This is a genomic window from Klebsiella sp. ME-303, from assembly GCF_007910085.1.
In the GTDB taxonomy this organism is placed as follows: domain Bacteria; phylum Pseudomonadota; class Gammaproteobacteria; order Enterobacterales; family Enterobacteriaceae; genus Klebsiella; species Klebsiella michiganensis.
Window position 1 is genome coordinate 51,052 of sequence record NZ_VOJB01000102.1, and the last position, 24,304, is coordinate 75,355.

20 protein-coding genes and 3 pseudogenes are annotated in these 24,304 nt (G+C 55.0%); 14 read left to right on the forward strand and 9 right to left on the reverse strand.

The genetic code is table 11. The features are described from left to right. Positions 1-31: 31 nt before the first annotated feature. The 9 genes from aroD to leuL all read right to left on the reverse strand — a co-directional run bounded on the left by aroD (position 32) and on the right by leuL (position 10,220). Positions 32-787, reverse strand: coding sequence for a type I 3-dehydroquinate dehydratase (gene aroD, locus FQK12_RS24355; protein ID WP_014837399.1), 756 nt, complete (start codon positions 785-787; stop codon positions 32-34). 33 nt (positions 788-820) lie between these two features. Next, positions 821-2,035: an MFS transporter gene (locus FQK12_RS24360; protein ID WP_014227910.1), complete on the reverse strand. Its 1,215-nt coding sequence runs from the start codon at positions 2,033-2,035 to the stop codon at positions 821-823. Positions 2,036-2,046: 11 nt separating this feature from the next. Then, positions 2,047-2,910 carry a shikimate dehydrogenase gene (locus FQK12_RS24365; protein WP_014227911.1) on the reverse strand — a complete coding sequence of 288 codons (864 nt, stop codon included), beginning with the start codon at positions 2,908-2,910 and terminating at the stop codon, positions 2,047-2,049. A 10-nt stretch (positions 2,911-2,920) separates the two neighbouring features. Further along, entirely contained in the window at positions 2,921-4,954 is a 2,034-nt protein-coding gene (locus FQK12_RS24370; RefSeq protein ID WP_014227912.1) for an FAD-dependent oxidoreductase, read from the reverse strand. A 402-nt stretch (positions 4,955-5,356) separates the two neighbouring features. Further along, on the reverse strand, positions 5,357-5,962 hold the full coding sequence (gene leuD, locus FQK12_RS24375; RefSeq protein WP_014227913.1) for a 3-isopropylmalate dehydratase small subunit: 606 nt from the start codon (positions 5,960-5,962) through the stop codon (positions 5,357-5,359). A 10-nt stretch (positions 5,963-5,972) separates the two neighbouring features. Continuing rightward, a complete protein-coding gene (leuC, locus tag FQK12_RS24380) occupies positions 5,973-7,373 on the reverse strand; it encodes a 3-isopropylmalate dehydratase large subunit (RefSeq protein ID WP_014227914.1) in 1,401 nt (466 codons plus the stop codon). Between the two features lie 2 nt (positions 7,374-7,375). After that, a complete protein-coding gene (leuB, locus tag FQK12_RS24385; RefSeq protein ID WP_004098566.1) occupies positions 7,376-8,467 on the reverse strand; it encodes a 3-isopropylmalate dehydrogenase in 1,092 nt (363 codons plus the stop codon). After that, positions 8,467-10,038, reverse strand: a complete 1,572-nt coding sequence (leuA, locus tag FQK12_RS24390; protein WP_004098567.1) for a 2-isopropylmalate synthase — start codon at positions 10,036-10,038, stop codon at positions 8,467-8,469. Before leuA ends, leuB begins: the two co-directional genes overlap by 1 nt. Positions 10,039-10,133: 95 nt before the next feature. After that, positions 10,134-10,220 carry a leu operon leader peptide gene (gene leuL, locus FQK12_RS28045; RefSeq protein WP_009654551.1) on the reverse strand — a complete coding sequence of 29 codons (87 nt, stop codon included), beginning with the start codon at positions 10,218-10,220 and terminating at the stop codon, positions 10,134-10,136. A 603-nt stretch (positions 10,221-10,823) separates the two neighbouring features. Between leuL and leuO the strand changes: the two genes are divergently transcribed. The 14 genes and pseudogenes from leuO to mraY (FQK12_RS24460) form a co-directional block, all read left to right on the forward strand. Beyond that, positions 10,824-11,792 carry a transcriptional regulator LeuO gene (gene leuO, locus FQK12_RS24400; protein ID WP_086073947.1) on the forward strand — a complete coding sequence of 323 codons (969 nt, stop codon included), beginning with the start codon at positions 10,824-10,826 and terminating at the stop codon, positions 11,790-11,792. A gap of 391 nt (positions 11,793-12,183) precedes the next feature. Beyond that, a complete protein-coding gene (gene ilvI, locus FQK12_RS24405; protein WP_014227916.1) occupies positions 12,184-13,908 on the forward strand; it encodes an acetolactate synthase 3 large subunit in 1,725 nt (574 codons plus the stop codon). 2 nt (positions 13,909-13,910) lie between these two features. Beyond that, complete coding sequence (gene ilvN / locus FQK12_RS24410) at positions 13,911-14,402, forward strand: acetolactate synthase small subunit (RefSeq protein ID WP_004098573.1); 492 nt, start codon at positions 13,911-13,913, stop codon at positions 14,400-14,402. A 180-nt stretch (positions 14,403-14,582) separates the two neighbouring features. Further along, positions 14,583-15,587 (forward strand): catabolite repressor/activator, encoded by a 1,005-nt coding sequence (gene cra, locus FQK12_RS24415; RefSeq protein ID WP_004098577.1) that lies wholly within the window; start codon positions 14,583-14,585, stop codon positions 15,585-15,587. Positions 15,588-16,213: 626 nt separating this feature from the next. Further along, a complete protein-coding gene (gene mraZ / locus FQK12_RS24420; protein ID WP_009654608.1) occupies positions 16,214-16,672 on the forward strand; it encodes a division/cell wall cluster transcriptional repressor MraZ in 459 nt (152 codons plus the stop codon). 1 nt (position 16,673) lies between these two features. Beyond that, entirely contained in the window at positions 16,674-17,615 is a 942-nt protein-coding gene (rsmH, locus tag FQK12_RS24425) for a 16S rRNA (cytosine(1402)-N(4))-methyltransferase RsmH (RefSeq protein WP_004098579.1), read from the forward strand. Beyond that, a complete protein-coding gene (gene ftsL, locus FQK12_RS24430; protein WP_002888550.1) occupies positions 17,612-17,977 on the forward strand; it encodes a cell division protein FtsL in 366 nt (121 codons plus the stop codon). Before rsmH ends, ftsL begins: the two co-directional genes overlap by 4 nt. A 15-nt stretch (positions 17,978-17,992) precedes the next feature. Next, positions 17,993-19,759 carry a peptidoglycan glycosyltransferase FtsI gene (locus tag FQK12_RS24435; RefSeq protein WP_004098582.1) on the forward strand — a complete coding sequence of 589 codons (1,767 nt, stop codon included), beginning with the start codon at positions 17,993-17,995 and terminating at the stop codon, positions 19,757-19,759. Next, the gene (murE, locus tag FQK12_RS24440; RefSeq protein ID WP_014227917.1) at positions 19,746-21,233 is read left to right on the forward strand and encodes a UDP-N-acetylmuramoyl-L-alanyl-D-glutamate--2,6-diaminopimelate ligase; all 1,488 of its coding nucleotides are present in this window, start codon (positions 19,746-19,748) and stop codon (positions 21,231-21,233) included. The genes FQK12_RS24435 and murE overlap by 14 nt, the downstream gene beginning before the upstream one ends. After that, a complete protein-coding gene (murF, locus tag FQK12_RS24445) occupies positions 21,230-22,588 on the forward strand; it encodes a UDP-N-acetylmuramoyl-tripeptide--D-alanyl-D-alanine ligase (RefSeq protein WP_014227918.1) in 1,359 nt (452 codons plus the stop codon). Before murE ends, murF (FQK12_RS24445) begins: the two co-directional genes overlap by 4 nt. Beyond that, complete coding sequence (gene mraY / locus FQK12_RS24450) at positions 22,582-23,664, forward strand: phospho-N-acetylmuramoyl-pentapeptide-transferase (protein WP_004098585.1); 1,083 nt, start codon at positions 22,582-22,584, stop codon at positions 23,662-23,664. The genes murF (FQK12_RS24445) and mraY (FQK12_RS24450) overlap by 7 nt, the downstream gene beginning before the upstream one ends. Before the next feature lie 2 nt (positions 23,665-23,666). Further along, positions 23,667-23,729 (forward strand): annotated as a pseudogene (locus tag FQK12_RS28050) (hypothetical protein); the annotation flags it as partial. A gap of 2 nt (positions 23,730-23,731) precedes the next feature. Continuing rightward, positions 23,732-23,872: pseudogene (murF, locus tag FQK12_RS24455) on the forward strand (UDP-N-acetylmuramoyl-tripeptide--D-alanyl-D-alanine ligase); the annotation flags it as partial. Beyond that, positions 23,866-24,304: pseudogene (mraY, locus tag FQK12_RS24460) on the forward strand (phospho-N-acetylmuramoyl-pentapeptide-transferase); the annotation flags it as partial. The pseudogenes murF (FQK12_RS24455) and mraY (FQK12_RS24460), both read left to right, overlap by 7 nt.

Consider the following 24,304-nt stretch of genomic DNA (forward strand, 5'->3'; position numbering starts at 1 on the left):
GCCCGGAGGGTGACCCCCGGGCGAAGTTTTATCAGGAAAGAATATCCATCAGTTCACGCAGTTGGGTAATGGCGATTTGCCCTGGCGCAGAAGCCTGGCCGACGGTACCGAAGGTCATTGCTGAACCGAACAAACGGCCGGTTACCCGGCTCACGCCGCCGGATTTACCCATCGACATGGTGATTAACGGCCGAGTCGCGTACTTCTCTTTCATCGTCAGGGTTGCCGAGAGCAGGGTCAGGACATCCTGCGGCGACTGCGGCATAACCGCGATCTTCGGCAGGTCAGCGCCAAGATCCTGCATGCGGCGCAGGCGGTAGATGATATCTTCCTGAGCCGGCGTTTTATGGAAATCGTGATTGCTCATGATAACTTTGACGCCCGCAGCGTGGGCATCGCTCACCAGCGAGCGAATTTGCGCTTCGTCATTAAACAGCTCGATATCAATCACGTCGGTCAGACCGCTAACGGCCGCCTGGCGATTCAGCTCAAAATAGGCTTCGTCGCTGATTTCCGTTTCGCCACCCTCTTTTTTACTGCGGAAGGTGAACAGCAGCGGGATCTCTTTCAGCAGCTGGCGAATCTCGCCCAGCGCCAGTAGTACCTGCTCCGTTTCTCTGACCTGGGTGAAGTGATCGACGCGCCACTCGATAATATCGGCTCCGGCGGTAGCCAGCGCGCGCGCGTTAGTCTGCAGCTCGGCGAGCGTTTTGCCGATCAGCGGTACGCAGATTAAGGTTTCCCCTTCCTGGAAGGTGATGTTTTTTACTGTTACTGCTTGAGTCATGTTGGTATCCATTATTCTTTTTGTCATTGACCATCAGGCGGTTGCTGCAACCCGGGATGTTTTTGCAGCGGCGCGAACCTGAAGCTGACGATAACCGATGTACAGGGCGATCACAAAGCCGACGATCGCGATCAGAAGATCGAACCACATAATGCTGGCAATACCTATCTTCGACAGTTTTGCCGTGATCAGCGGGATCGTAAAGCTGGCCAGACTTCCTGCGGTATAAAAGATCCCGGTGGCTTTGCCTTTTCCGTTCGGGAAGCTCATGGCCATAATGGTCGCGCCTATCTGCAGCACGCCGCCGGCGGCGGCAAAGCCGATGATAAAGGCGAAGCCGGTCACTATCATTGGCGTAGGGAACAGGCAAACGATCAGCAGTGACATCATCGACAGGAAAGTGTAAACGATCATGGCGACGGCCGAGCTAAATACCTCTTTGACAAAGGCCGCGGTGACGAACACGCACGTCAGGGAACCGGCAGTATAGACGCTCAGGAGTTTAATGGCCGACTCGTGCGGGATGCCGGCAACGAACTCGCCGTACTGCGCTAACCACTGGCTGACCAGATAAAAAGTCGCCATACCGATATAGCCGTACAGGGTAAAGATGGCCATATCCAGCTTGCCGGCGTTCGCCTGCGGGGCAACGGCGGCGGCCGACGATTTTTCTGCGGTTTCCTTTTTCGCCCGATGGTCCGGGAAAGGCATTTTTATCAGGTAGATAGCGCTAATAATCATCAATACGGCGGCGATGATAAACGACCATCCGTACCACATATTCGCCCAAATCAGCGCACCGATAATGAACGGCAGCAGGAACTGCCCGGCAGAGACAAAGGCTTTGATCAGCACATTTGCCCGGCTGGCGGAGTTAGGGAAGGCTTCCATCAGCGCCGGATAGGTTCCGGAATCGAGGAAGCTGTTTGCCAGACCGGCCATAATGCCGAAGAAGTAGGCCATATAAATGTTTTTCGTCAGCAGAATACCGAGGAAAAACACCAGATAGCTGGCGATGCCGAGATAGATAAAAGGTTTACGGCCAAAACGGTCGGACAGGAATCCTGTGACGATCGTGGCGAGCTTACCGATCCCGAGCGACGAAATGACGATGGAGACGCCGGCAGCGTCGGTCCCCCACTGTTCCTGCAGATTCGCCATATTGAGGGTGATTAACAAAACCCCCATGCCGTGGATCAGGTAGTTAAGATAGAGCCCAGCCGCCGTTGGGACATATGGATTTTTCATCGCGACCATCCTTAGAACAGGATACTTTTGATGTGTTCAACCGGCATTTCTTTGCCCGTCCAGATTTCAAAAGCGCGCGCGCCTTGCCAGAGCATCATCCCCAGACCGTTGATGGTGCGGCAGCCTTTTTTCTCGGCCACTTCCAGCAGATAAGTTTTGCGCGGGTTGTAGACCACGTCAGACACGATCAGGTCCGGGCGCAGGAAGCTGTCGTCAGGCAGCAGCATCTGGCCTTCAAACGGTTTCATGCCCACGCCGGTGGCGTTAGTCAGAATGACGCTGCTGTCGATTTCCGCGCGCAGTTTGTCATGATCGTCCAGATCGAACAGGTGGATCTCGCAGTTGGTGTTATTACGGATTTTGGCGACGGTCTGTTCGGCATTGGCGAAGAATTTATCTTTGCGGTTAAAGATGGAGATCGCTTTGACGCCATCGAGCGCGGCCTGAACGCAGAGCGCGGTTGCCGCGCCGCCAGCGCCCAGAACGGTCATTTTTTTGCCGATGATATCAATGCCCTCTTCTTTGAGCGCGCGCATATAGCCGGTGCCATCGGTAATGTGGCCGGTCAGTACGCCATTGTCGTTCACCACGGTATTCACCGCGCCAACCAGTTCTGCCGCCGGCGAGAGCTTGTCCAGATACTGGCAAATCTCCGTTTTGTTCGGCATGGAGACGTTACAGCCGCGCAGTTTTAACGCGCGAAAGCCCTGAACGACATCTTTCAGCGTTTCATTACCCACTTCGAAGGCCAGGTAAACGTAGTCCAGCCCCAGATGGGCAAAGGCTTCGTTATGCATGGTTGGCGACATGCTGTGACGAATCGGGGTCGCAATCAGGCCAATCAGCTCGGTATGTCCGGTAATACGTTCTGCCATGATAAAATCCTCAATATGTTAGAAATGGAATTTTTGTCGATTCGCGGTTGCCGAGAGCCCCCATATCTTCGAGGGTGTCCAGCACGTTGCGCCCTTCGCGCACGCCATCAATGATTCGCCGGGCCATCAGGCTGTCGCCGATGTTCATTATTTTTACGTTATTGGCTCTGGCCCATTGTTCAATCTCAGTGAGACCGGCGGTGTTGGCGCGCATTCCCAGGCAGACGAAGCCGTAATCGAAAGGAATGTCGAAGGTGCCATCCGCATTTTTAACGGTGAAATGCGTCGGGGTGACGGCAACCAGCTGCGTGCGCATGTGCTGTTCCACGTGATGTTCATCCAGCATGGTCAACATGGCGTTTTTGGTAATGATGTCCAGATCGCGACCCGGCGCGTCCTGCATCTCGATAAGCACGGCGCTGGCACCGCGCGCGGAGAAGTACTCGATAACGTCCAGACCCACGGCGCCTGCGCCGACGACGGCGATGCGTTTACCTGTAGCATCGGCAAACTGGTCCAGATGATGAATCATGTTGGTAATGGAGAAGACGTTCCCGCCTTCGACATCGATGTTCTCGCGCAGTCCTTCAATGGGCGGCAGCAGGGGCACTGAACCGGTGGCGTTGACGATTAAATCCGGGCGAAGAGCGGAAACGGACGCCACGGTGGCGCGTTTGCCGACCTGCAGCATCAGGTTATCGAGCGAGGCGATACGGTTTTTCATAAACTGCGGAAAATCAGCGATACGCTTTTTCTCCGGCAGCAGGGAGATCTCGCTGGCCAGTCCGCCGATGCTGTGCTTCTCTTCCAGCAGCCAGGTATGACAGCCGACTTCAGCCGCGGTGCAGGCCGCTTCCATTCCCGCCGTACCCGCGCCGATGACCACGACGTTGGTATCGCGGATCACGCGCTGCTGCTTATACGCGTCGCCGTGGATGATATCCGGGTTGATCGAGCAGCGAAGAGGGCGGGAGCGGGCGATGCGGTGATCCGCGCAGCCAATGTTGCAGGAGATGCATTTCCGCATCAAACGTTCGTTGCCGCTTTGAACTTTTTGCACCCACTCCGGCTCGGCGATCAGGCCGCGGCCAATGGCAATCAGGTCGGCATCGCCGCTGGCGATAATATCTTCGGCGACTTTCGGGGTACGGATGTTGCCGGCAATCACCGTGGGCTTGTGGAATTTGTCGCGTACCGCACGCGAGAGGTAGCGCTTCCAGCCATCTTCCAGAGACATCTGGTCAATCTGGAAATTGAGGTTGTCGTTTTGCGCGGCGGAGACGTTGATAATATCCACTTTTTCCTGGCACAGTTCGAGGATCCGCAAGGAGTCTTCGAGCGTATTTCCACCTTTCAGAAAGTCATCGGCGCTAATACGCAGGCTGACCGGAAAACGCGGACCTACGCAGGCCCGAACCTTATCGACGATTAAGGTTAATATTCTGGCGCGATTCTCTACGCTGCCGCCAAATTCATCGGTGCGCTTATTAAACAGCGGTGATAAAAACTGGCTAATTAAATAAGAGTGGCCGGCGTGAATTTCCACGCAGTCGAATCCAGCGCGGCGAACGCGCTCCGCCGCGTCACCAAATTTATCGACGGCATGATATATCTCATCGTGCGTCATCGGGCGGGGAATATTCCCGTTCTTTTTGGACGGCGTGCTGGAAGAAGACAGCGGCATTTCGCCGTTCAGGCGATACGCATAGGCCGACGCGCCGGCGTGGTTTAATTGAATACTGACGCAGGCGCCGTGTTTATGTAAGGTTTCGGTTAATTTGAACAGGCGCGGAATATATTGATCGTTATCGATACGCAGCTGCGTAGTGCCGTTAGAGGCGAAAGGAAAATCGATGCAAATATTCTCGATAGTGATGAGTCCTGTGCCGCCCCGCGCGCGTAGCTCATAGTAGTCAATCTGCTCCTGCGTGACTTCCCCGTTCAGGCTCGCCAGGTTGGTGCCCATTGGCGGCATGATGATGCGGTTTTTTATTGTCATTCCGTTAATGGTCAACGGGGAAAAAAGATGGGGATAGTGGCTCATATGCTCTCTCCACTGGATGCCTGATGGCCTTTTACGGCGATTCTGGCCTGTCCAAAGTTAATATTTCTCTGTGGGAAAGATAACGAGGCGTTTAATAGAAAAATAATGCTTTTTTTTGCGCGGAGCTATAGCGTGATTCTATGGGATTAACAATTTATTTACACATTGGTGTTTTTACCTTAAATATTTCAATCGATTTTTTACTTGTACTTGTGGAATGACACAAAAATAGTAGGGGAATGATTGAATAGATGCCCAATTGATAATGATTTATTTTTATCGCGGCAAAAATGTCGCCCCGTGATAGCGACGAATATTGATATATGTGCGCCAGATCTCATTTTTACCGGCGAAAAAAAAGCCCGGATCGCGGTCCGGGCTGAGATATACATGGCGGCTGCCTTAATTCATAAAGGCCGGCTGTTTTTTCTCATAGGCTGAGATCGCCTCTTCATGCTGCAAAGTCAGGCCGATGCTGTCCAGACCGTTCAGCATGCAGTGGCGGCGGAAAGCGTCAATTTTAAAGCTGTAAGATTTATCGCCTGCTTTAACCACTTCGGCTTCCAGATCGACTTCAAACTTAATGCCCGGCTGGGAGTGGACCAGCTTAAACAGCTCATCGACCTGCGCTTCGCTCAGGGTGACCGGCAGCAGCTGATTGTTAAAGCTGTTGCCGTAGAAGATATCGGCGAAGCTCGGCGCGATGACGACTTTAAAACCGTAATCGGTCAGCGCCCACGGCGCGTGCTCGCGCGAAGAGCCGCAGCCGAAGTTTTCCCGCGCCAGCAGGATAGAGGCGCCTTTATATTCCGGGAAGTTCAGCACGAATTCCGGGTTAGGCTGTTCGCCTTTGTCGTCCAGGAAGCGCCAGTCGTTAAACAGATGGGCGCCAAAACCGGTACGCGTGACTTTCTGCAGGAACTGCTTTGGAATGATTGCATCGGTATCGACGTTCGCGGCGTCCAGCGGAACCACCAGGCCGGTATGTTGGGTAAATTTCTCTGCCATGATGGTTTCCTTATTTCAAGCTACGGATATCGGCGAAATGACCGGTAACGGCCGCCGCGGCTGCCATGGCCGGGCTGACCAGGTGAGTACGCCCGCCGCGGCCCTGACGGCCTTCAAAGTTACGGTTGCTGGTGGAGGCGCAGCGCTCGCCCGGGTTCAGGCGGTCGTTGTTCATCGCCAGGCACATGGAGCAGCCGGGTAAACGCCACTCAAAGCCGGCTTCAATAAAGATTTTATCCAGGCCTTCGGCTTCGGCCTGCGCTTTTACCGGACCAGAGCCTGGCACGACCAGCGCCTGAACGCCCGGCGCGACTTTGCGGCCTTTAGCGATTTCGGCCGCCGCGCGTAAGTCTTCGATACGCGAGTTGGTGCAGGAGCCGATAAAGACTTTATCAATCGCCACGTCGGTTAACGGTACGCCAGATTTCAGGCCCATATAGGCCAGCGCTTTTTCCGCGCTCGCGCGCTCTACCGGGTCGGTGAATGATGCCGGATCCGGAATGATGTCGGTGACGGAGATGACCTGACCTGGGTTGGTGCCCCAGGTGACCTGCGGGGCAATCTCTTCCGCCTGCAGGGTGACAACGCTGTCAAAGGTCGCGCCATCATCGGTGGTCAGGGTTGTCCACCAGGCGACGGCTTCGTCAAAATCCTTGCCTTTCGGCGCGTGCAGACGGCCTTTCACGTAATCGAAGGTGGTCTGGTCAGGCGCGACCAGGCCCGCTTTCGCGCCCATTTCGATAGCCATATTGCACAGGGTCATACGGCCTTCCATGCTTAAATCACGGATGGCTTCGCCGCAAAATTCGACAACATGACCGGTGCCGCCGGCGCTGCCGGTTTTACCGATAATCGCCAGAACGATATCTTTGGCGGTGATGCCCGGAGCCGCTTTACCTTTGACTTCGATCTTCATGGTTTTAGCGCGACCCTGCTTCAGCGTCTGCGTAGCCAGGACGTGTTCGACTTCAGAGGTGCCGATACCGAAGGCCAGCGCGCCGAATGCGCCATGGGTTGCCGTGTGTGAGTCGCCGCAGACGATGGTCATACCCGGCAGGGTGACGCCCTGTTCCGGCCCCATCACGTGGACGATGCCCTGGAAAGGGTGGTTCAGATCGTACAGTTCCACGCCGAACTCTTTGCAGTTTTTAATTAACTCCTGCATCTGGATACGCGCCATTTCGCCGGACGCGTTAATGTCTTTCGTCTGCGTCGAAACGTTGTGATCCATCGTGGCGAAGGTTTTGCCCGGCTGACGTACCGGGCGTTTGTGGGCGCGCAGACCGTCAAACGCCTGCGGCGAGGTCACTTCGTGAACCAGATGACGGTCAATATACAGCAGCGGGGTTTCGTTTTGCGCTTCATAAACCACGTGAGCATCAAACAACTTTTCGTATAACGTCTTCGCCATGATTACACCCCTTCAGCGACATAGCGGGCAATGATATCGCCCATTTCATCGGTACTGACCGCCGCCGCGCCGCGCGCTAAATCGCCGGTACGTACGCCTTCTTCTAATGCGCGGTTGATCGCATTTTCAATCGCGGTTGCCGCGTTATCGGCATCCAGGCTATAGCGCAGCAGCAGCGCCAGGGAGAGGATCTGCGCGATGGGGTTAGCGATGTTTTTACCGGCGATATCCGGCGCGGAGCCGCCTGCGGGTTCATATAAACCAAAGCCTTGCTCGTTGAGGCTGGCGGACGGCAGCATGCCCATTGAACCGGTAATCATGGCGCATTCGTCAGACAGGATGTCGCCGAAAAGATTGGAGCACAGCAGGACGTCAAACTGGGACGGATCTTTGATCAGCTGCATGGTGGCGTTGTCGATATACATATGCGACAGCTCAACGTCAGGATACTGCTTACTGACTTCACTAACGATTTCACGCCACAAAATAGAAGACTGCAGCACGTTCGCTTTATCAATCGAGGTCACTTTGTGGCGACGCTTGCGGGCGGACTCGAACGCAATATGGGCGATACGCTCAATCTCAAAGCGATGATACACCTCGGTATCGAACGCTTTCTCATGCTGGCCGCTGCCTTCACGGCCTTTCGGCTGGCCGAAGTAAATGCCGCCGGTCAGTTCGCGGACGCATAAAATGTCGAAGCCGTTAGCGGCGATATCGGCGCGCAGCGGGCAAAACTCTTCCAGGCCCTGGTACAGCTTAGCCGGGCGCAGGTTGCTGAATAATTTGAAATGCTTACGCAGGGGCAGCAGCGCGCCGCGCTCCGGCTGCTCCGCGGGCGGCAGGTGCTCCCATTTCGGTCCGCCAACGGAGCCAAACAGGATCGCGTCGGCCTGTTCGCAGCCTTCGACGGTAGTCTGCGGCAGGGGAGTGCCCTGACGATCGATGGCGACACCGCCGACGTCGTGCTGGCTGGTGGTAATGCGCATATCAAAACGGTGGCGAACGGCTTCCAGTACTTTCATCGCCTGGTTCATGACTTCCGGGCCAATACCATCACCTGGTAAAACAGCAATATGGTAATTCTTCGACATTACACGGTTTCCTTATTGTTCTCTTTATTCTGAGCTTTGCGTTGCAATTCTTTTTCGACTTCAGCGGCGCGCCAGATATTGTTCAGGACGTGAACCATGGCTTTCGCGGAAGATTCCACGATATCCGTCGCCAGACCCACGCCGTGGAAGCGGCGGCCGTTGTAGTTCGCCACGATGTCCACCTGGCCCAGCGCATCCTTACCCTGACCCTTGGCGTTGAGGTCATATTTGACCAGCTCAATCTCATAGCCGGTGATGCGGTTAATGGCCTGATAAATGGCGTCCACCGGGCCGTTACCGTTGGCGGCCTCAGCTTTTGTTTCATCACCGCAGGCCAGCTTCACGGAGGCGGTTGCGATATCGCTGGAGCCGGACTGCACGCTGAAGTAATCCAGGCGGAAATGCTCCGGTTCTTCCTGCTGTTTATTAATGAAGGCTAATGCTTCCAGGTCATAGTCAAATACCTGGCCCTTTTTATCCGCCAGCTTGAGGAACGCGTCATACAGATGGTCCATGTTATAGTCGGTGTCTTTATAGCCCATCTCTTCCATACGGTGTTTTACCGCCGCGCGGCCGGAGCGTGAGGTCAGGTTCAGCTGCACCTGGTTCAGACCGATAGATTCCGGCGTCATGATTTCGTAGTTTTCGCGATTTTTCAGCACGCCGTCCTGGTGAATACCGGAAGAGTGGGCAAAGGCGCCGGTTCCGACGATAGCTTTGTTGGCAGGGATCGGCATATTGCAAATCTGGCTGACGGTCTGGCTGGTACGCCAGATTTCCTGGTGATTAATGCGGGTGTGCACATTCATAATGTCTTTGCGCACTTTAATCGCCATGATCACTTCTTCCAGCGAGCAGTTGCCGGCGCGTTCGCCGATACCGTTCATCGCGCCTTCAACCTGGCGAGCGCCGGCGTGGACCGCTGCGAGGGCGTTACCGACCGCGATGCCTAAGTCGTCATGGGTATGGACGGAGATAATGGCTTTGTCGATGTTAGGCACGCGTTCGTACAAACCGGTGATGATGTTGGCGAATTCGAACGGCATGGTGTAGCCGACGGTATCCGGAATATTGATGGTTGTTGCGCCTGCATTAATCGCGGCTTCAACGACGCGAGCCAGATCGGCAATCGGCGTACGGCCAGCGTCTTCACAGGAAAACTCGACATCGTCAGTGTAGTTGCGTGCGCGCTTCACCATATAGATGGCACGTTCAATAACCTCATCCAGGTTACTGCGCAGCTTGGTGGCGATATGCATCGGCGAGGTGGCGATAAAAGTGTGAATACGGAACGCTTCCGCCACTTTTAATGATTCTGCTGCAACATCGATATCTTTTTCTACGCAGCGGGCCAGGGCGCAAACGCGGCTGTTTTTGATCGTGCGCGCGATGGTTTGCACGGATTCAAAGTCGCCTGGAGACGAGACTGGGAAGCCCACTTCCATGACGTCAACGCCCATCCGCTCCAGGGCCATAGCAATCTGCAGTTTCTCTTTCACACTCAGGCTGGCTTGTAACGCTTGTTCACCGTCGCGTAAGGTCGTATCGAAAATAATGACTTGCTGGCTCATGGTTTAGATCCTTGGTCTGTGTCCTGGCGCCTTGCTTACGAGCATAAAAAAACCCGCGCATTGGCGCGGGTTTTATAGTCTTGCTGGAAGATGACTTAACGATGAACGTCGCCCAACAGCCTACCGCGCAAAATGGATGCGTTTAGTAGTAGTAGGCTGAGAAAGCGAATGCTGCGAATCATTGCGTCATGCTCCAGATGAAATCGTTATGTATTTAGAGTTACTGGATATGGGGTTTGATGTCAACCCTTGGGTGAACAAAAGGTCTTTTTACCCGCGAGAAGAATTAGCTAATTGTGCTGACGATCGCGCTTTTTTGCCGATGATCCTTTTTAGGACATCAGCGCATGTTGAGATATTTTCACTATTTGATAATTTTGATTTTCGCTGAGAGCCGCAAGGATAGCGCGCCTGGCCAGAATCATATCTTAATGAAATAGCTGAATTTATTTGTTTGCTGAATGTGTTCATGTTTGTAAAGGGGTATTATCAATGATAATAAAATGTGAATGTTAAGGGCGGCTTAAACCGATATTGTAATAGTGCTTAAATTATAGTTAACCGCTGCTGTTATTGTTTATTTTTGATATTTATGGGTACACTTGGTTTTATCAAGTAAACAATATGGTTAGGGGGTTGCGGGTACGTTCAACTGCAGAATTTTCGTCGCCACTCATAACCTTAATATATTCCTAAAATTCATCTTTGCCCTTTTGTAAATGTCATATGCATGGTAAATGATATTTTCAGAATTAATTACTGCACTTTGGCAAAGGGAATTTAGCGTGACAGTGGAGTTAAATATGTTAAAAGAAAATACTGAATATAAGCCGGACTCAGAGGTGGAAAACGCAAAACCTCAGCTGAGAATGGTCGACCTGAATCTGTTAACCGTATTTGATGCGGTAATGCAGGAACAAAATATCACCCGTGCGGCACACTCCCTGGGGATGTCGCAGCCGGCGGTCAGCAATGCCGTATCAAGACTGAAGGTGATGTTTAATGATGAGCTGTTTGTTCGTTATGGGCGCGGCATCCAGCCAACGGCGCGTGCTTATCAGCTATTTGGTTCTGTACGACAGGCATTACAATTAGTGCAGAACGAGTTGCCGGGCTCGGGCTTCGAGCCGCTCAGCAGCGAGCGGGTCTTTAATTTATGCGTTTGCAGCCCGCTGGATAACGCATTGACTTCGGTTATTTTCAATAAAGTTGGCGAGATTGCGCCCAACATTCATTTGGTCTTTAAATCGGCATTGAATCAAAACACGGAACATCAATTACGTTATCAGGAAATTGAATTCGTTATTGGTTATGAAGAGTTTCGTCGCCCTGAGTTTGCCTGCGTGCCTTTATTTAAAGATGAAATGGTGCTGGTGGCGAGCCGGAAACATCCGCGTATTTCTGGCCCAATGATGGAAAATGATATTTATCAGGAGGAGCACGCGGTTGTCGCTCTCGACCGATACGCTTCATTTAGCCAGCCGTGGTATGACACCGCGGATAAACAATCGCGTATTGCTTATCAAGGTAACGCGATGGTCAGCGTATTAAATGTGGTTTCCCAGACCAATATGGTTGCTATCGCACCGCGCTGGTTAGCCAGCGAGTTCGCCGATAAGCTGGATTTGCAAATATTACCGTTGCCGCTGAAAGTGAATAGCCGTACCTGCTATCTTTCATGGCATGAAGCGGCGGGCCGTGATAAAGGGCATCAGTGGATGGAAGAATTGCTGGTCAATATCTGCCAGCGCTAAACGGTCGCGATACAAACGGGGGCTTCGGCTCCTGCTTTGTGTGACAAAAATCACTAAACGTAGAATTTTATTCTGTTTGCGATTATCCGCCCCCGGCGCTGCCCGTTAAAAAATGGATGATTTGCTGTAGTTGGTTATTTTCCCCGAGCATTGACTATCATATTTTCTTATCTCCGAAGTTTTTCACCGTGTTTTAGCTGCGAACCTTTCTTTTATCCTTTTAATGCCTCTTAGGTGCCGACGGTCGCCAATTGCCTGCCCGTTAGCGAGCAGTTATGGTAACGGCATGCAGTCTATTCACCTCAGGACGAAGCTTTTGCGCTTCGTCCTGTGCGAGCGCGCGGAAATCGGATTCCGCTGTCGTTAAAAACTATAAGCCGGGAGGCAAACCATGGAGATGTTGTCAGGAGCCGAAATGGTCGTCCAGTCGCTGGTCGATCAGGGCGTCAAGCAGGTGTTCGGTTATCCCGGGGGCGCGGTCCTCGATATCTATGATGCGTTACATACCCTTGGCGGAATCGATCACGTACTGGTCCGCCATGAGCAAGCTGCCGTGCATATGGCGGATGGCCTTGCGCGCGCAACGGGCGAGGTCGGGGTAGTCCTGGTGACCTCGGGTCCGGGGGCGACTAACGCGATTACCGGCATTGCGACGGCTTATATGGATTCCATTCCGCTGGTGATTCTTTCCGGCCAGGTCGCGACGTCCTTAATTGGCTACGATGCTTTCCAGGAGTGCGACATGGTGGGGATCTCCCGACCGGTGGTAAAACACAGCTTTCTGGTTAAGCAAACCGAAGATATTCCCGGCGTGCTGAAAAAAGCGTTCTGGCTGGCGGCCAGCGGGCGTCCCGGCCCGGTCGTCGTGGATCTACCGAAAGATATTCTCAATCCGGCGAAAAAACTGCCGTACGCCTGGCCAGATACGGTCAGCATGCGCTCTTATAATCCGACGACGTCGGGTCATAAAGGGCAGATTAAACGTGCGCTGCAGACGCTGGTGGCGGCCAAAAAACCGGTGGTTTATGTCGGTGGCGGGGCGATTAATGCGCAATGTGAACCGCAGCTGTTCGCGCTGGTTGAGAAACTGAAGCTGCCGGTGGCGTCTTCGCTGATGGGGCTGGGCGCCTTCCCTGCTTCACACCAGCAGGCGTTAGGGATGCTGGGCATGCATGGGACCTATGAAGCCAATATGACCATGCACCATTCCGACGTGATTTTCGCCGTTGGCGTGCGCTTCGACGATCGTACAACGAATAATCTGGCCAGGTACTGTCCGAACGCGACGGTGCTGCATATTGATATCGATCCCACTTCGATCTCCAAGACCGTTCCTGCCGACGTGCCTATCGTTGGCGACGCCCGCCTGGTGCTGGAACAGATGCTGGAACTGCTCGAACATGAAGAGACGCAGCAGCCGCTGGATGAAATCCGCGACTGGTGGCAGCAGATTGAGCAGTGGCGCGCGCGTCATTGCCTGCAGTACGACACGCAAAGCGGCAAGATTAAACCGCAGGCGGTAATTGAGACCATCTGGCGGCTGACGCACGGCGATGCGTACGTGACGTCCGATGTGGGTCAGCATCAGATGTTCGCGGCGCTTTATTATCCTTTCGACAAACCGCGGCGCTGGATCAACTCAGGTGGTCTGGGAACGATGGGATTTGGCCTTCCCGCCGCGCTGGGCGTGAAGATGGCGCTGCCGGAAGAAACGGTGATTTGCGTGACCGGCGATGGCAGCATCCAGATGAATATTCAGGAGCTCTCCACCGCGCTGCAGTACGAGCTGCCGGTGCTGGTGCTGAACCTCAATAACCGCTACCTCGGGATGGTGAAGCAGTGGCAGGATATGCTTTACTCTGGCCGTCATTCACAATCCTATATGGAGTCATTGCCTGATTTTGCTCGCGTCGCGGAAGCCTACGGCCACGTGGGGATTCGTATCAGCGACCCGCAGGAGCTGGAAGCGAAGCTCGCTGAGGCGCTGGAGCAGGTGCGTAATAATCGACTGGTTTTCGTTGATGTAACGGTTGACGGCAGTGAGCATGTATACCCCATGCAGATTCGCGGCGGCGGTATGGACGAGATGTGGCTGAGCAAAACGGAGAGGACCTGATTATGCGCCGGATATTATCAGTATTACTGGAGAACGAATCGGGCGCGCTATCCCGCGTGATCGGCCTCTTTTCACAGCGCGGTTATAATATTGAAAGCCTGACGGTAGCGCCGACGGACGATCCGACGTTATCCAGAATGACGATTCAAACCGTTGGCGATGAGAAAGCGATTGAGCAGATAGAAAAGCAGCTGCACAAGCTGGTCGACGTGCTGCGCGTTAACGAGCTTGGACAAGGCGCGCACGTTGAGCGTGAAATTATGCTGGTAAAGGTCCAGGCCAGCGGCTATGGACGCGATGAGGTCAAGCGCAATACGGAAATCTTCCGTGGGCAAATTATCGACGTCACGCCGTCTATCTATACCGTTCAGCTGGCGGGAACCAGCGATAAGCTGGATGCGTTTTTGGCTTCGCTGCGCGACGTGGCGCGAATTGTTGAAGTCGCCCGCTCGGGCGTAGTCGGATTGTCGCGCGGCGACAAAATCATGCGCTGAGCCGCTGAAACCGACGTAAAAATAGCCCGACACAGCCTGTCGGGCTATTTTTTTGCGAAATCGGTGGGAACTGTGGACTAAAGCGGTTGCTGCGCTTACTTTTCTGCGCTTAGATGTTATAAAAACGAATCCATACCTGAAGAATGGTTATGTTCTGTACTTATTACCCAAGGGGCAATTGTGAAACTGGATGAAATCGCCCGGCTGGCCGGTGTCTCGCGAACGACCGCTAGCTATGTGATTAATGGGAAAGCGAAGCAGTATCGCGTTAGCGATAAAACTGTTGAAAAGGTGATGGCGGTGGTTCGTGAGCACAACTATCATCCGAATGCGGTTGCTGCAGGCTTGCGTGCAGGACGTACGCGGTCCATTGGTCTGGTTATCCCGGACCTGGAAAACACCAGCTATACGCGCATCGCTAATTACCTGGAGCGTCAGGCGCGCCAGCGCGGCTATCAGCTATTGATCGCCTGCTCCGAGGATCAGCCGGATAACGAAATGCGCTGCATTGAGCATCTGCTGCAGCGTCAGGTCGACGCGATAATCGTTTCCACCTCATTACCGCCTGAACATCCGTTCTATCAGCGCTGGGCTAACGATCCGTTCCCGATTGTCGCGCTTGACCGCGCGCTCGATCGAGAGCACTTCACCAGCGTGGTGGGTGCCGATCAGGACGATGCTGAAATGCTCGGGGCGGAATTGCGTAAGTTTCCGGCTGAAACGGTGCTGTACCTTGGCGCGCTGCCGGAGCTTTCGGTGAGCTTCCTGCGCGAGCAGGGATTCCGTACGGCATGGAAGGACGATCCGCGAGAGGTGCATTTCCTCTATGCAAACAGCTACGAGCGCGAAGCCGCGGCGCAGCTCTTTGAAAAGTGGCTGGAAACGCATCCAATGCCTCAGGCGCTGTTTACGACTTCGTTTCCGCTGCTGCAGGGCGTGATGGACGTCACGCTGCGCCGGGAAGGGAAGCTGCCTTCCGAGCTGGCTATTGCCACTTTTGGCGATAATGAGCTGCTGGATTTCCTCCAGTGTCCCGTTTTAGCCGTGGCCCAGCGCCACCGCGACGTGGCGGAGCGCGTGCTGGAGATCGTGCTCGCCAGCCTTGATGAACCGCGTAAGCCGAAACCTGGGTTAAGCCGTATCCGGCGCAATCTTTATCGTCGCGGCAGCCTGAATCGACGCTAAGCGCGTGACCAGGATTATTCGTAGAGTATTCGCCAGACGGAGACGCGTCTGGCGATAATCCGCTGAGATGACGTAAAAATTGCAGGGTTAAGGATCTTTCAGACAAATCCTTAATCTTCCTGACATCTCTTTTAATTCTATTCTTCGCGCCATTTATTTCGCGGTTTAATTAGCCCATAAAAGGATTAGCATATTTATTTGTATTATTTTGTTACATTCAGCGGGTGAGTTGCTGAATTAACACTCATTTCCTCGCTATTATGGTAGCGATAAGCGCTGTACCCCGCAGTAAGAGTGCCTCTCCTGTGAAAACTGGTGCTGTTAACGGTCATCAGAATGGCCTAAAATGCCGCTCGCGTCGCAAACTGACACTTTATATTTTCCCTTCGAAGATATTTTGCTGCTTTAACTGTTACAAGTTTGTTGGTTGTTTTCTTACCGATATTCATAACGTTAATTTGCCTCGTTTGTTGGTTGATTTTTCCTCAGGGCGAATATCGGCTGTAAATAATGGGTTTTTGAGCTCTGTTGGCATCCGTGCTGGCTTGACAAGCTTTTCCTCCGCTCCGTAAACTCCTTCTTGTGGGAATTTGTGGGGTAAAGTGGCGAAAAGGGGTGAGGCTGGCATGTTCCGTGGGGCAACGTTAGTCAATCTCGACAGCAAAGGCCGTCTGGCCGTACCGACGCGCTACCGCGACGGGCTGATCGAGAACGCTTCCGGTCAATTGGTGTGCACCATTGACATCCATCACCCGTGCCTGCTGCTTTACCCTTTGCCTGAATGGGAAATCATCGAGCAAAAATTATCGCGTTTATCGAGCATGAACCCCACCGAGCGGCGCGTACAGCGTTTGCTTCTGGGACATGCCAGCGAATGTCAGATGGATAGCGCCGGGAGGCTATTAATCGCCCCGGTGCTGCGGCAACACGCCGGGCTGACAAAAGAAGTGATGCTGGTCGGGCAGTTCAATAAGTTTGAGCTGTGGGACGAAACGACCTGGTATCAACGGGTCAAGGAAGATATCGACGCTGAGCAGTCCGCTTCCGGGGAACTGTCGGAGCGCCTGCAGGATTTGTCTTTGTAAAATGATGGAAAATTATAAACACACTACGGTACTTCTGGATGAAGCCGTTAACGGCCTGAATATTCGTCCTGACGGTATCTACATTGATGGTACCTTTGGCCGCGGCGGTCACTCGCGCCTGATTCTCTCCCAGCTGGGAGCGGAGGGACGCCTGCTGGCGATCGATCGCGACCCGCAGGCTATCGCCGTCGCGAAAACTATCGATGATCCCCGCTTTTCCATCGTTCATGGTCCTTTTTCTCAGCTGGCCGACTATGTTGGCGAGCGCAATCTAACCGGCAAGATCGACGGTATTCTGCTCGATCTTGGCGTCTCCTCGCCGCAGCTGGATGACGCTGAACGTGGCTTCTCATTTATGCGCGATGGTCCGCTGGATATGCGCATGGATCCGACGCGCGGCCAGTCAGCCGCTGAATGGCTACAAACCGCCGACGAAGCCGATATCGCCTGGGTCATCAAAACCTTCGGCGAAGAGCGCTTTGGTAAACGCATTGCCCGCGCCATCGTCGAACGCAACCGCGTGGAACCGATGACGCGTACCAAAGAGCTGGCGGAGGTCGTTGCGGCGGCGACGCCGGTGAAAGATAAATTCAAACATCCCGCGACCCGTACCTTCCAGGCGGTGCGCATTTGGGTGAACAGTGAACTGGAGGAGATAGAGCAGGCGCTAAAAAGCTCGCTCAGCGTGCTGGCCCCGGGCGGGCGGCTCTCAATCATCAGTTTCCACTCGCTGGAAGACCGTATTGTGAAGCGCTTTATGCGCGAGCAAAGCCGCGGTCCGCAGGTTCCGGCAGGGTTACCGATGACCGAAGAGCAGCTTAAAAAACTGGGCGGCCGTGAGCTAAGAGCATTAGGCAAGTTGATGCCGGGCGAAAAAGAGGTAGCTGAAAATCCTCGTGCCCGTAGTTCAGTTCTGCGTATTGCAGAGAGGACGAACGCATGATCGGCAGAGTGACAGAAGCCCTAAGCAAGGTGAAAGGGTCGATAGGAAGCAACGAGCGCCATGCTTTGCCTGGCGTGATCGGAGACGACCTCCTGCGGTTTGGGAAGCTGCCACTCTGCCTGTTCATTTGCATCATTATTACGGCGATTACGGTGGTGACAACGGCGCACCATACTCGCCTCTTAACCGCGCAGCGCGAACAGCTGGTGCTGGAACGCGACGCGCTGGATATTGAATGGCGCAACCTGATCCTCGAAGAAAATGCTCTCGGCGATCACAGTCGGGTTGAGCGGATCGCGACCGAGAAGCTGCAGATGCAGCACGTCGATCCATCACAAGAAAATATCGTTGTACAGAAATAAGGATTATTGCGACGCATGAAAGCAGCGCCGAAAACGCCAAAAGCAAAACGTCAGGAAGAACAGGCCAACTTTATCAGTTGGCGTTTTGCGTTGCTGTGCGGCTGTATTCTGCTGGCGCTGGGCTTCCTGCTGGGCCGCGTGGCCTGGCTACAGGTGATTAGCCCGGACATGCTGGTACGCCAGGGCGATATGCGTTCTCTGCGCGTGCAGGAAGTCTCTACCGCGCGCGGAATGATAACCGATCGTTCCGGCCGCCCGCTGGCGGTGAGCGTGCCGGTAAAAGCTATCTGGGCTGACCCGAAAGAGCTGCATGAAGCCGGGGGCGTGACCCTGGACAACCGCTGGAAGGCGCTGGCCGATGCGCTGAATATGCCGCTGGATCAGCTGGCATCGCGCATCAATACCAATCCACGGATGCGTTTTATCTATCTGGCGCGTCAGGTGAACCCTGATATGGCCGACTACATCCGTAAATTGAAGCTGCCGGGGATTCATCTGCGGGAAGAGTCCCGCCGCTACTATCCGTCTGGCGAAGTAACCGCTCACCTCATTGGCTTCACTAACGTCGATAGCCAAGGGATTGAGGGCGTAGAGAAGAGCTTTGATAAGTGGCTTACCGGCCAGCCCGGCGAGCGTATCGTGCGTAAAGACCGCTATGGTCGGGTAATCGAAGATATTTCGTCCACCGATAGCCAGGCCGCGCATAACCTGGCGCTGAGCATTGACGAACGCCTGCAGGCGCTGGTGTATCGCGAGCTGAATAATGCGGTGGCGTTCAACAAAGCGGAGTCAGGTACCGCGGTTCTGGTCGACGTTAACACCGGCGAAGTGCTGGCGATGGCCAACAGCCCGTCGTACAACCCGAATAATTTCGCGGGCACCTCCAAAGATACGATGCGTAACCGCGCCATTACCGACGTGTTTGAGCCAGGTTCAACGGTGAAGCCGATGGTGGTGATGACCGCGCTTCAGCGCGGCATTGTTAACGAAAATACCGTACTGAACACCATTCCCTATCGAATTAACGGCCACGAAATCAAAGACGTGGCGCGCTACAGCGAATTGACCCTGACCGGGGTACTACAGAAGTCGAGTAACGTCGGTGTTTCTAAGCTGGCGTTAGCGATGCCGTCCTCAGCGTTAGTAGATACTTACTCACGTTTTGGACTCGGAAAAGCGACCAATTTGGGGTTGGTCGGAGAACGCAGTGGCTTATACCCTCAAAAACAACGGTGGTCTGACATAGAGAGGGCCACCTTTTCTTTCGGCTATGGGCTAATGGTAACCCCGTTACAGTTAGCGCGAGTCTACGCAACGATCGGCAGCTACGGCATCTATCGCCCGCTGTCGATTACCAAAGTTGATCCACCGGTTCCGGGCGAGCGCGTCTTCCCGGAATCACTCGTTCGTACCGTTGTTCATATGATGGAAAGCGTGGCGCTGCCCGGCGGCGGCGGCGTGAAGGCGGCGATCAAAGGCTATCGCATCGCCATTAAAACCGGTACGGCGAAAAAAGTAGGGCCCGACGGCCGCTACATCAACAAATACATTGCTTACACCGCAGGCGTTGCGCCCGCCAGCCATCCGCGCTTTGCGCTGGTGGTGGTGATCAACGATCCGCAGGCGGGTAAATACTACGGCGGCGCCGTTTCCGCGCCGGTCTTCGGTGCCATCATGGGCGGCGTACTGCGCACCATGAACATTGAACCGGATGCGCTGGCAACGGCTGAAAAAAGTGAATTAGTGATTAATCAAGGCGAGGGAACAGGTGGCAGATCGTAATTTGCGCGACCTTCTCGCTCCGTGGGTGCCAAATGCGCCGGAGCGAATTCTGCGAGAAATGACGCTGGACAGCCGGGTGGCTGCTTCTGGCGATCTTTTTATCGCGGTTTTAGGTCATCAGGCGGACGGGCGTCGTTATATCCCGCAGGCGATAGCGCAAGGTGTTGCTGCCATTATTGCTGAGGCCAAAGATGAGGCCCATGACGGCGAAATCCGTGAAATGCACGGTGTGCCGGTTATCTATCTGAGCCAACTCAACGAGCGCTTATCCGCGCTGGCCGGGCGTTTTTACCATCAGCCTTCGGAACAACTGCGCCTGGTGGGCGTCACCGGGACTAACGGCAAGACCACCACGACACAGCTGCTGGCGCAGTGGGCGCAGCGGCTGGGGGAAACCAGCGCGGTAATGGGAACCGTAGGCAATGGCCTGCTGGAGAAAGTTATCCCAACGGAAAACACCACCGGTTCGGCCGTTGATGTTCAACACGTACTCTCTGGCCTGGCAGGGCAGGGGGCGACGTTCGCCGCGATGGAAGTCTCTTCCCACGGGCTGGTGCAGCATCGCGTAGCCGCGCTGCAGTTTGCCGCCTCGGTCTTCACCAACCTGAGCCGCGATCACCTCGATTACCACGGTGATATGGAGCATTACGAAGCGGCGAAATGGCTGCTCTACTCAACCCACCATTGCGGGCAGGCGATTGTTAATGCGGACGATGAAGTCGGTCGCCGCTGGCTGGCGAAGCTGCCGGATGCGGTCGCCGTATCGATGGAAGATCACATTAACCCGAACTGCCGGGGCCGCTGGCTCAAAGCGACCGCCGTGAGCTATCACGATAGCGGCGCCACCATTCAGTTTGCCTCCAGCTGGGGGAACGGCGAGATCGAAAGCCGCCTGATGGGCGCCTTTAACGTCAGCAATCTGCTGCTGGCCTTAGCCACCCTGCTGGCGCTGGGCTATCCGCTTGCCGAACTGCTGAAAACCGCCGCGCGCCTGCAGCCGGTATGCGGGCGTATGGAAGTGTTCGCCGCGCCGGGTAAACCGACCGTGGTCGTTGATTACGCCCACACGCCTGATGCGCTGGAAAAAGCGCTGCAGGCGGCGCGTCTGCACTGTCGCGGTAAACTGTGGTGCGTATTTGGCTGCGGCGGGGATCGCGACAAAGGCAAGCGTCCGCTGATGGGCGCTATCGCCGAAGAGTTTGCCGATATCGTGGTTGTCACCGACGACAACCCGCGCACCGAAGAGCCGCGGGCGATTATCAATGACATTCTGGCCGGCATGCTGGACGCGGGCCATGCCAGGGCGGTGGAAGGTCGTGCGGAAGCGGTCACTAATGCGGTGATGCAGGCGAAAGAAAACGACGTCGTTCTGGTGGCGGGCAAAGGCCACGAGGACTATCAAATCGTCGGCAATCGCCGACTCGATTACTCTGACCGCGTCACCGTGGCGCGTCTGCTGGGGGCGGTAGCATGATTCGCTTGACTCTCAGCCAGCTCGCCGGCATCACGCATGGCGAGCTGCACGGCCGCGATGTGGCGATTGATGACGTCACCTCCGATACCCGTAAAATCACGGCGGGCTGCCTGTTCGTGGCGCTAAAAGGCGAGCGCTTTGATGCGCATGACTTTGCCAAACAGGCGAAAGCTGCCGGCGCGGGCGCACTGTTGGTCAGCCGTCAGCTGGCCTGCGATCTACCGCAGGTGGTGGTGAAGGATACGCGTCTGGCGTTTGGCGAACTGGCCGCGTGGGTGCGTCAGCAGGTGCCGGCGCGCGTGGTCGCGCTGACCGGATCTTCCGGAAAAACCTCGGTTAAAGAGATGACCGCGGCGATTCTGAGCCAGTGCGGCAATACGCTGTATACCGCAGGTAACCTGAACAACGATATCGGCGTGCCGATGACGCTGCTGCGTCTCACCAAAGAACATGACTACGCGGTCATCGAGTTAGGCGCTAATCACCAGGGGGAAATTGCCTGGACCGTTAGCCTGACCCGTCCCGAAGCCGCGTTAGTGAATAACCTGGCCGCCGCGCACCTGGAAGGCTTTGGCTCTCTGGAAGGCGTGGCGAAAGCCAAGGGCGAAATCTACACCGGTCTGCCGCTCAACGGCATCGCGATTATGAACGCCGACAATAATGACTGGCTGAACTGGCAAAGCGTGATTGGCGAGCGTAAAACCTGGCGTTTTTCGCCGAACGCCGCCCACAGCGATTTCACGGCAACCAACGTTCATGTGACGTCGCACGGGACTGAATTTACTCTGCAGACCCCAACGGGCAGCGTTGATGTACTGCTACCGCTGCCGGGGCGCCATAACATCGCCAACGCGCTGGCTGCCGCGGCGCTGTCAATGGCGGTGGGGGCGACGCATGAGGCGATCAAAGCGGGTCTGAAAGATCTGAAAGCGGTACCGGGGCGGTTATTCCCGATTCAGCTGACCGACAGCCAGCTGCTGCTGGATGATTCCTATAACGCCAACGTCGGCTCGCTGACCGCTGCGGTACAGGTGCTGTCTGAGATGCCGGGGTACCGGGTACTGGTCGTTGGCGATATGGCCGAACTCGGCGCGGAAAGCCAGGCGTGCCATCGTCAGGTGGGCGAAGCGGCAAAAGCGGCCGGGCTCGATCGCGTACTGAGCGTCGGTACGTTGAGCGCAGAGATCAGCGGCGCCAGCGGCGTTGGCGAACATTTTAGCGAGAAGGCCGCGCTGGTGACCCGCCTGCGCGAGCTCACCGCAGAACATAAAATTATGACCATTTTAGTGAAGGGTTCACGTAGTGCCGCCATGGAAGTGGTAGTACGCGCATTACAGGAGAACGGAACATGTTAGTATGGCTGGCCGAACATTTGGTCAAATATTATTCAGGCTTTAACGTCTTTTCCTACCTGACGTTTCGCGCCATTGTCAGCCTGCTGACCGCGCTGTTCATCTCTCTGTGGATGGGCCCGCGCATGATCGCCCGTCTGCAAAAACTCTCCTTTGGCCAGGTTGTACGTAACGATGGCCCGGAATCTCACTTTAGTAAGCGCGGTACGCCGACCATGGGCGGGATCATGATCCTGACCGCCATTGTTGTCTCCGTTCTGCTGTGGGCCTATCCATCTAACCCCTACGTCTGGTGCGTGCTGACGGTACTGGTGGGCTACGGCATCATCGGCTTCGTTGATGACTACCGTAAGGTGGTTCGCAAAGATACCAAGGGCCTGATTGCCCGCTGGAAATACTTCTGGATGTCGGTGATTGCGCTGGGCGTCGCCTTTGCGCTGTATATGGCGGGTAAAGATACGCCGGCGACTCAGCTGGTGGTGCCGTTCTTTAAAGACGTGATGCCGCAGCTGGGCCTGTTCTACGTCCTGCTGGCCTATTTTGTTATCGTCGGGACCGGTAATGCGGTCAACCTGACCGACGGCCTTGATGGGCTGGCGATTATGCCAACCGTATTCGTTGCCGCCGGCTTCGCGCTGGTTGCCTGGGCGACCGGGAACATGAATTTCGCCAACTACCTGCATATCCCTTATTTGCGTCACGCCGGTGAACTGGTGATCGTCTGTACGGCGATTGTCGGCGCGGGCCTGGGCTTCCTGTGGTTTAACACCTATCCGGCACAGGTCTTTATGGGCGATGTGGGTTCGCTGGCACTCGGCGGCGCGCTGGGGATTATCGCCGTGCTGCTGCGCCAGGAATTCCTGCTGGTGATTATGGGCGGCGTATTTGTGGTGGAAACGCTCTCGGTGATTCTGCAGGTCGGCTCCTTCAAGCTGCGCGGTCAGCGCATCTTCCGCATGGCGCCGATTCACCATCACTATGAACTGAAAGGCTGGCCGGAACCGCGCGTTATCGTGCGTTTCTGGATTATTTCGCTGATGCTGGTGCTGATTGGCCTGGCGACGCTGAAGGTACGTTAATCATGGCAGATTATCAGGGTAAAAAAGTCGTCATTATTGGGCTGGGTATGACCGGCCTGTCATGCNTTTTAACGATAAAGCCGCCGTGGTGGCTCGCCTGCGCGAGCTGCTGGCGGAGCACAAAATAATGACCATTTTAGTGAAGGGTTCACGTAGTGCCGCCATGGAAGAGGTAGTACGCGCATTACAGGAGACTGGGACATGTTAGTATGGCTGGCCGAACACTTGGTCAAATATTATTCCGGCTTTAACGTCTTTTCATATCTGACGTTTCGCGCCATCGTCAGCCTGCTGACCGCGCTGTTCATCTCGTTGTGGATGGGCCCGCGCATGATCGCCCGTCTGCAAAAACTCGCCTTTGGCCAGGTCGTACGTAACGACGGCCCGGAGTCTCATTTCAGTAAACGCGGTACTCCGACCATGGGCGGGATCATGATCCTCACCGCGATCACCGTTTCCGTTCTGCTGTGGGCCTATCCATCTAACCCGTACGTCTGGTGCGTACTGACGGTATTAATCGGCTACGGCATCATCGGTTTCGTTGATGATTACCGTAAAGTCGTGCGCAAAGATACCAAAGGCCTGATCGCCCGCTGGAAGTATTTCTGGATGTCGGTGATCGCCCTGGGCGTGGCCTTCG

Excerpts from the sequence above, each read along its gene's own strand:
- aroD (WP_014837399.1), bottom strand. The coding sequence starts at position 787 with ATGACTCAAGCAGTAACAGTAAAAAACATCACCTTCCAGGAAGGGGAA.
- FQK12_RS24360 (WP_014227910.1), bottom strand. The coding sequence starts at position 2,035 with ATGAAAAATCCATATGTCCCAACGGCGGCTGGGCTCTATCTTAACTAC.
- FQK12_RS24365 (WP_014227911.1), bottom strand. The coding sequence starts at position 2,910 with ATGGCAGAACGTATTACCGGACATACCGAGCTGATTGGCCTGATTGCG.
- FQK12_RS24370 (WP_014227912.1), bottom strand. The coding sequence starts at position 4,954 with ATGAGCCACTATCCCCATCTTTTTTCCCCGTTGACCATTAACGGAATG.
- leuD (WP_014227913.1), bottom strand. The coding sequence starts at position 5,962 with ATGGCAGAGAAATTTACCCAACATACCGGCCTGGTGGTTCCGCTGGAC.
- leuC (WP_014227914.1), bottom strand. The coding sequence starts at position 7,373 with ATGGCGAAGACGTTATACGAAAAGTTGTTTGATGCTCACGTGGTTTAT.
- leuB (WP_004098566.1), bottom strand. The coding sequence starts at position 8,467 with ATGTCGAAGAATTACCATATTGCTGTTTTACCAGGTGATGGTATTGGC.
- leuA (WP_004098567.1), bottom strand. The coding sequence starts at position 10,038 with ATGAGCCAGCAAGTCATTATTTTCGATACGACCTTACGCGACGGTGAA.
- leuL (WP_009654551.1), bottom strand. The coding sequence starts at position 10,220 with ATGATTCGCAGCATTCGCTTTCTCAGCCTACTACTACTAAACGCATCC.
- ilvI (WP_014227916.1), top strand. The coding sequence starts at position 12,184 with ATGGAGATGTTGTCAGGAGCCGAAATGGTCGTCCAGTCGCTGGTCGAT.
- ilvN (WP_004098573.1), top strand. The coding sequence starts at position 13,911 with ATGCGCCGGATATTATCAGTATTACTGGAGAACGAATCGGGCGCGCTA.
- mraZ (WP_009654608.1), top strand. The coding sequence starts at position 16,214 with ATGTTCCGTGGGGCAACGTTAGTCAATCTCGACAGCAAAGGCCGTCTG.
- rsmH (WP_004098579.1), top strand. The coding sequence starts at position 16,674 with ATGATGGAAAATTATAAACACACTACGGTACTTCTGGATGAAGCCGTT.
- ftsL (WP_002888550.1), top strand. The coding sequence starts at position 17,612 with ATGATCGGCAGAGTGACAGAAGCCCTAAGCAAGGTGAAAGGGTCGATA.
- FQK12_RS24435 (WP_004098582.1), top strand. The coding sequence starts at position 17,993 with ATGAAAGCAGCGCCGAAAACGCCAAAAGCAAAACGTCAGGAAGAACAG.
- murF (WP_014227918.1), top strand. The coding sequence starts at position 21,230 with ATGATTCGCTTGACTCTCAGCCAGCTCGCCGGCATCACGCATGGCGAG.
- mraY (WP_004098585.1), top strand. The coding sequence starts at position 22,582 with ATGTTAGTATGGCTGGCCGAACATTTGGTCAAATATTATTCAGGCTTT.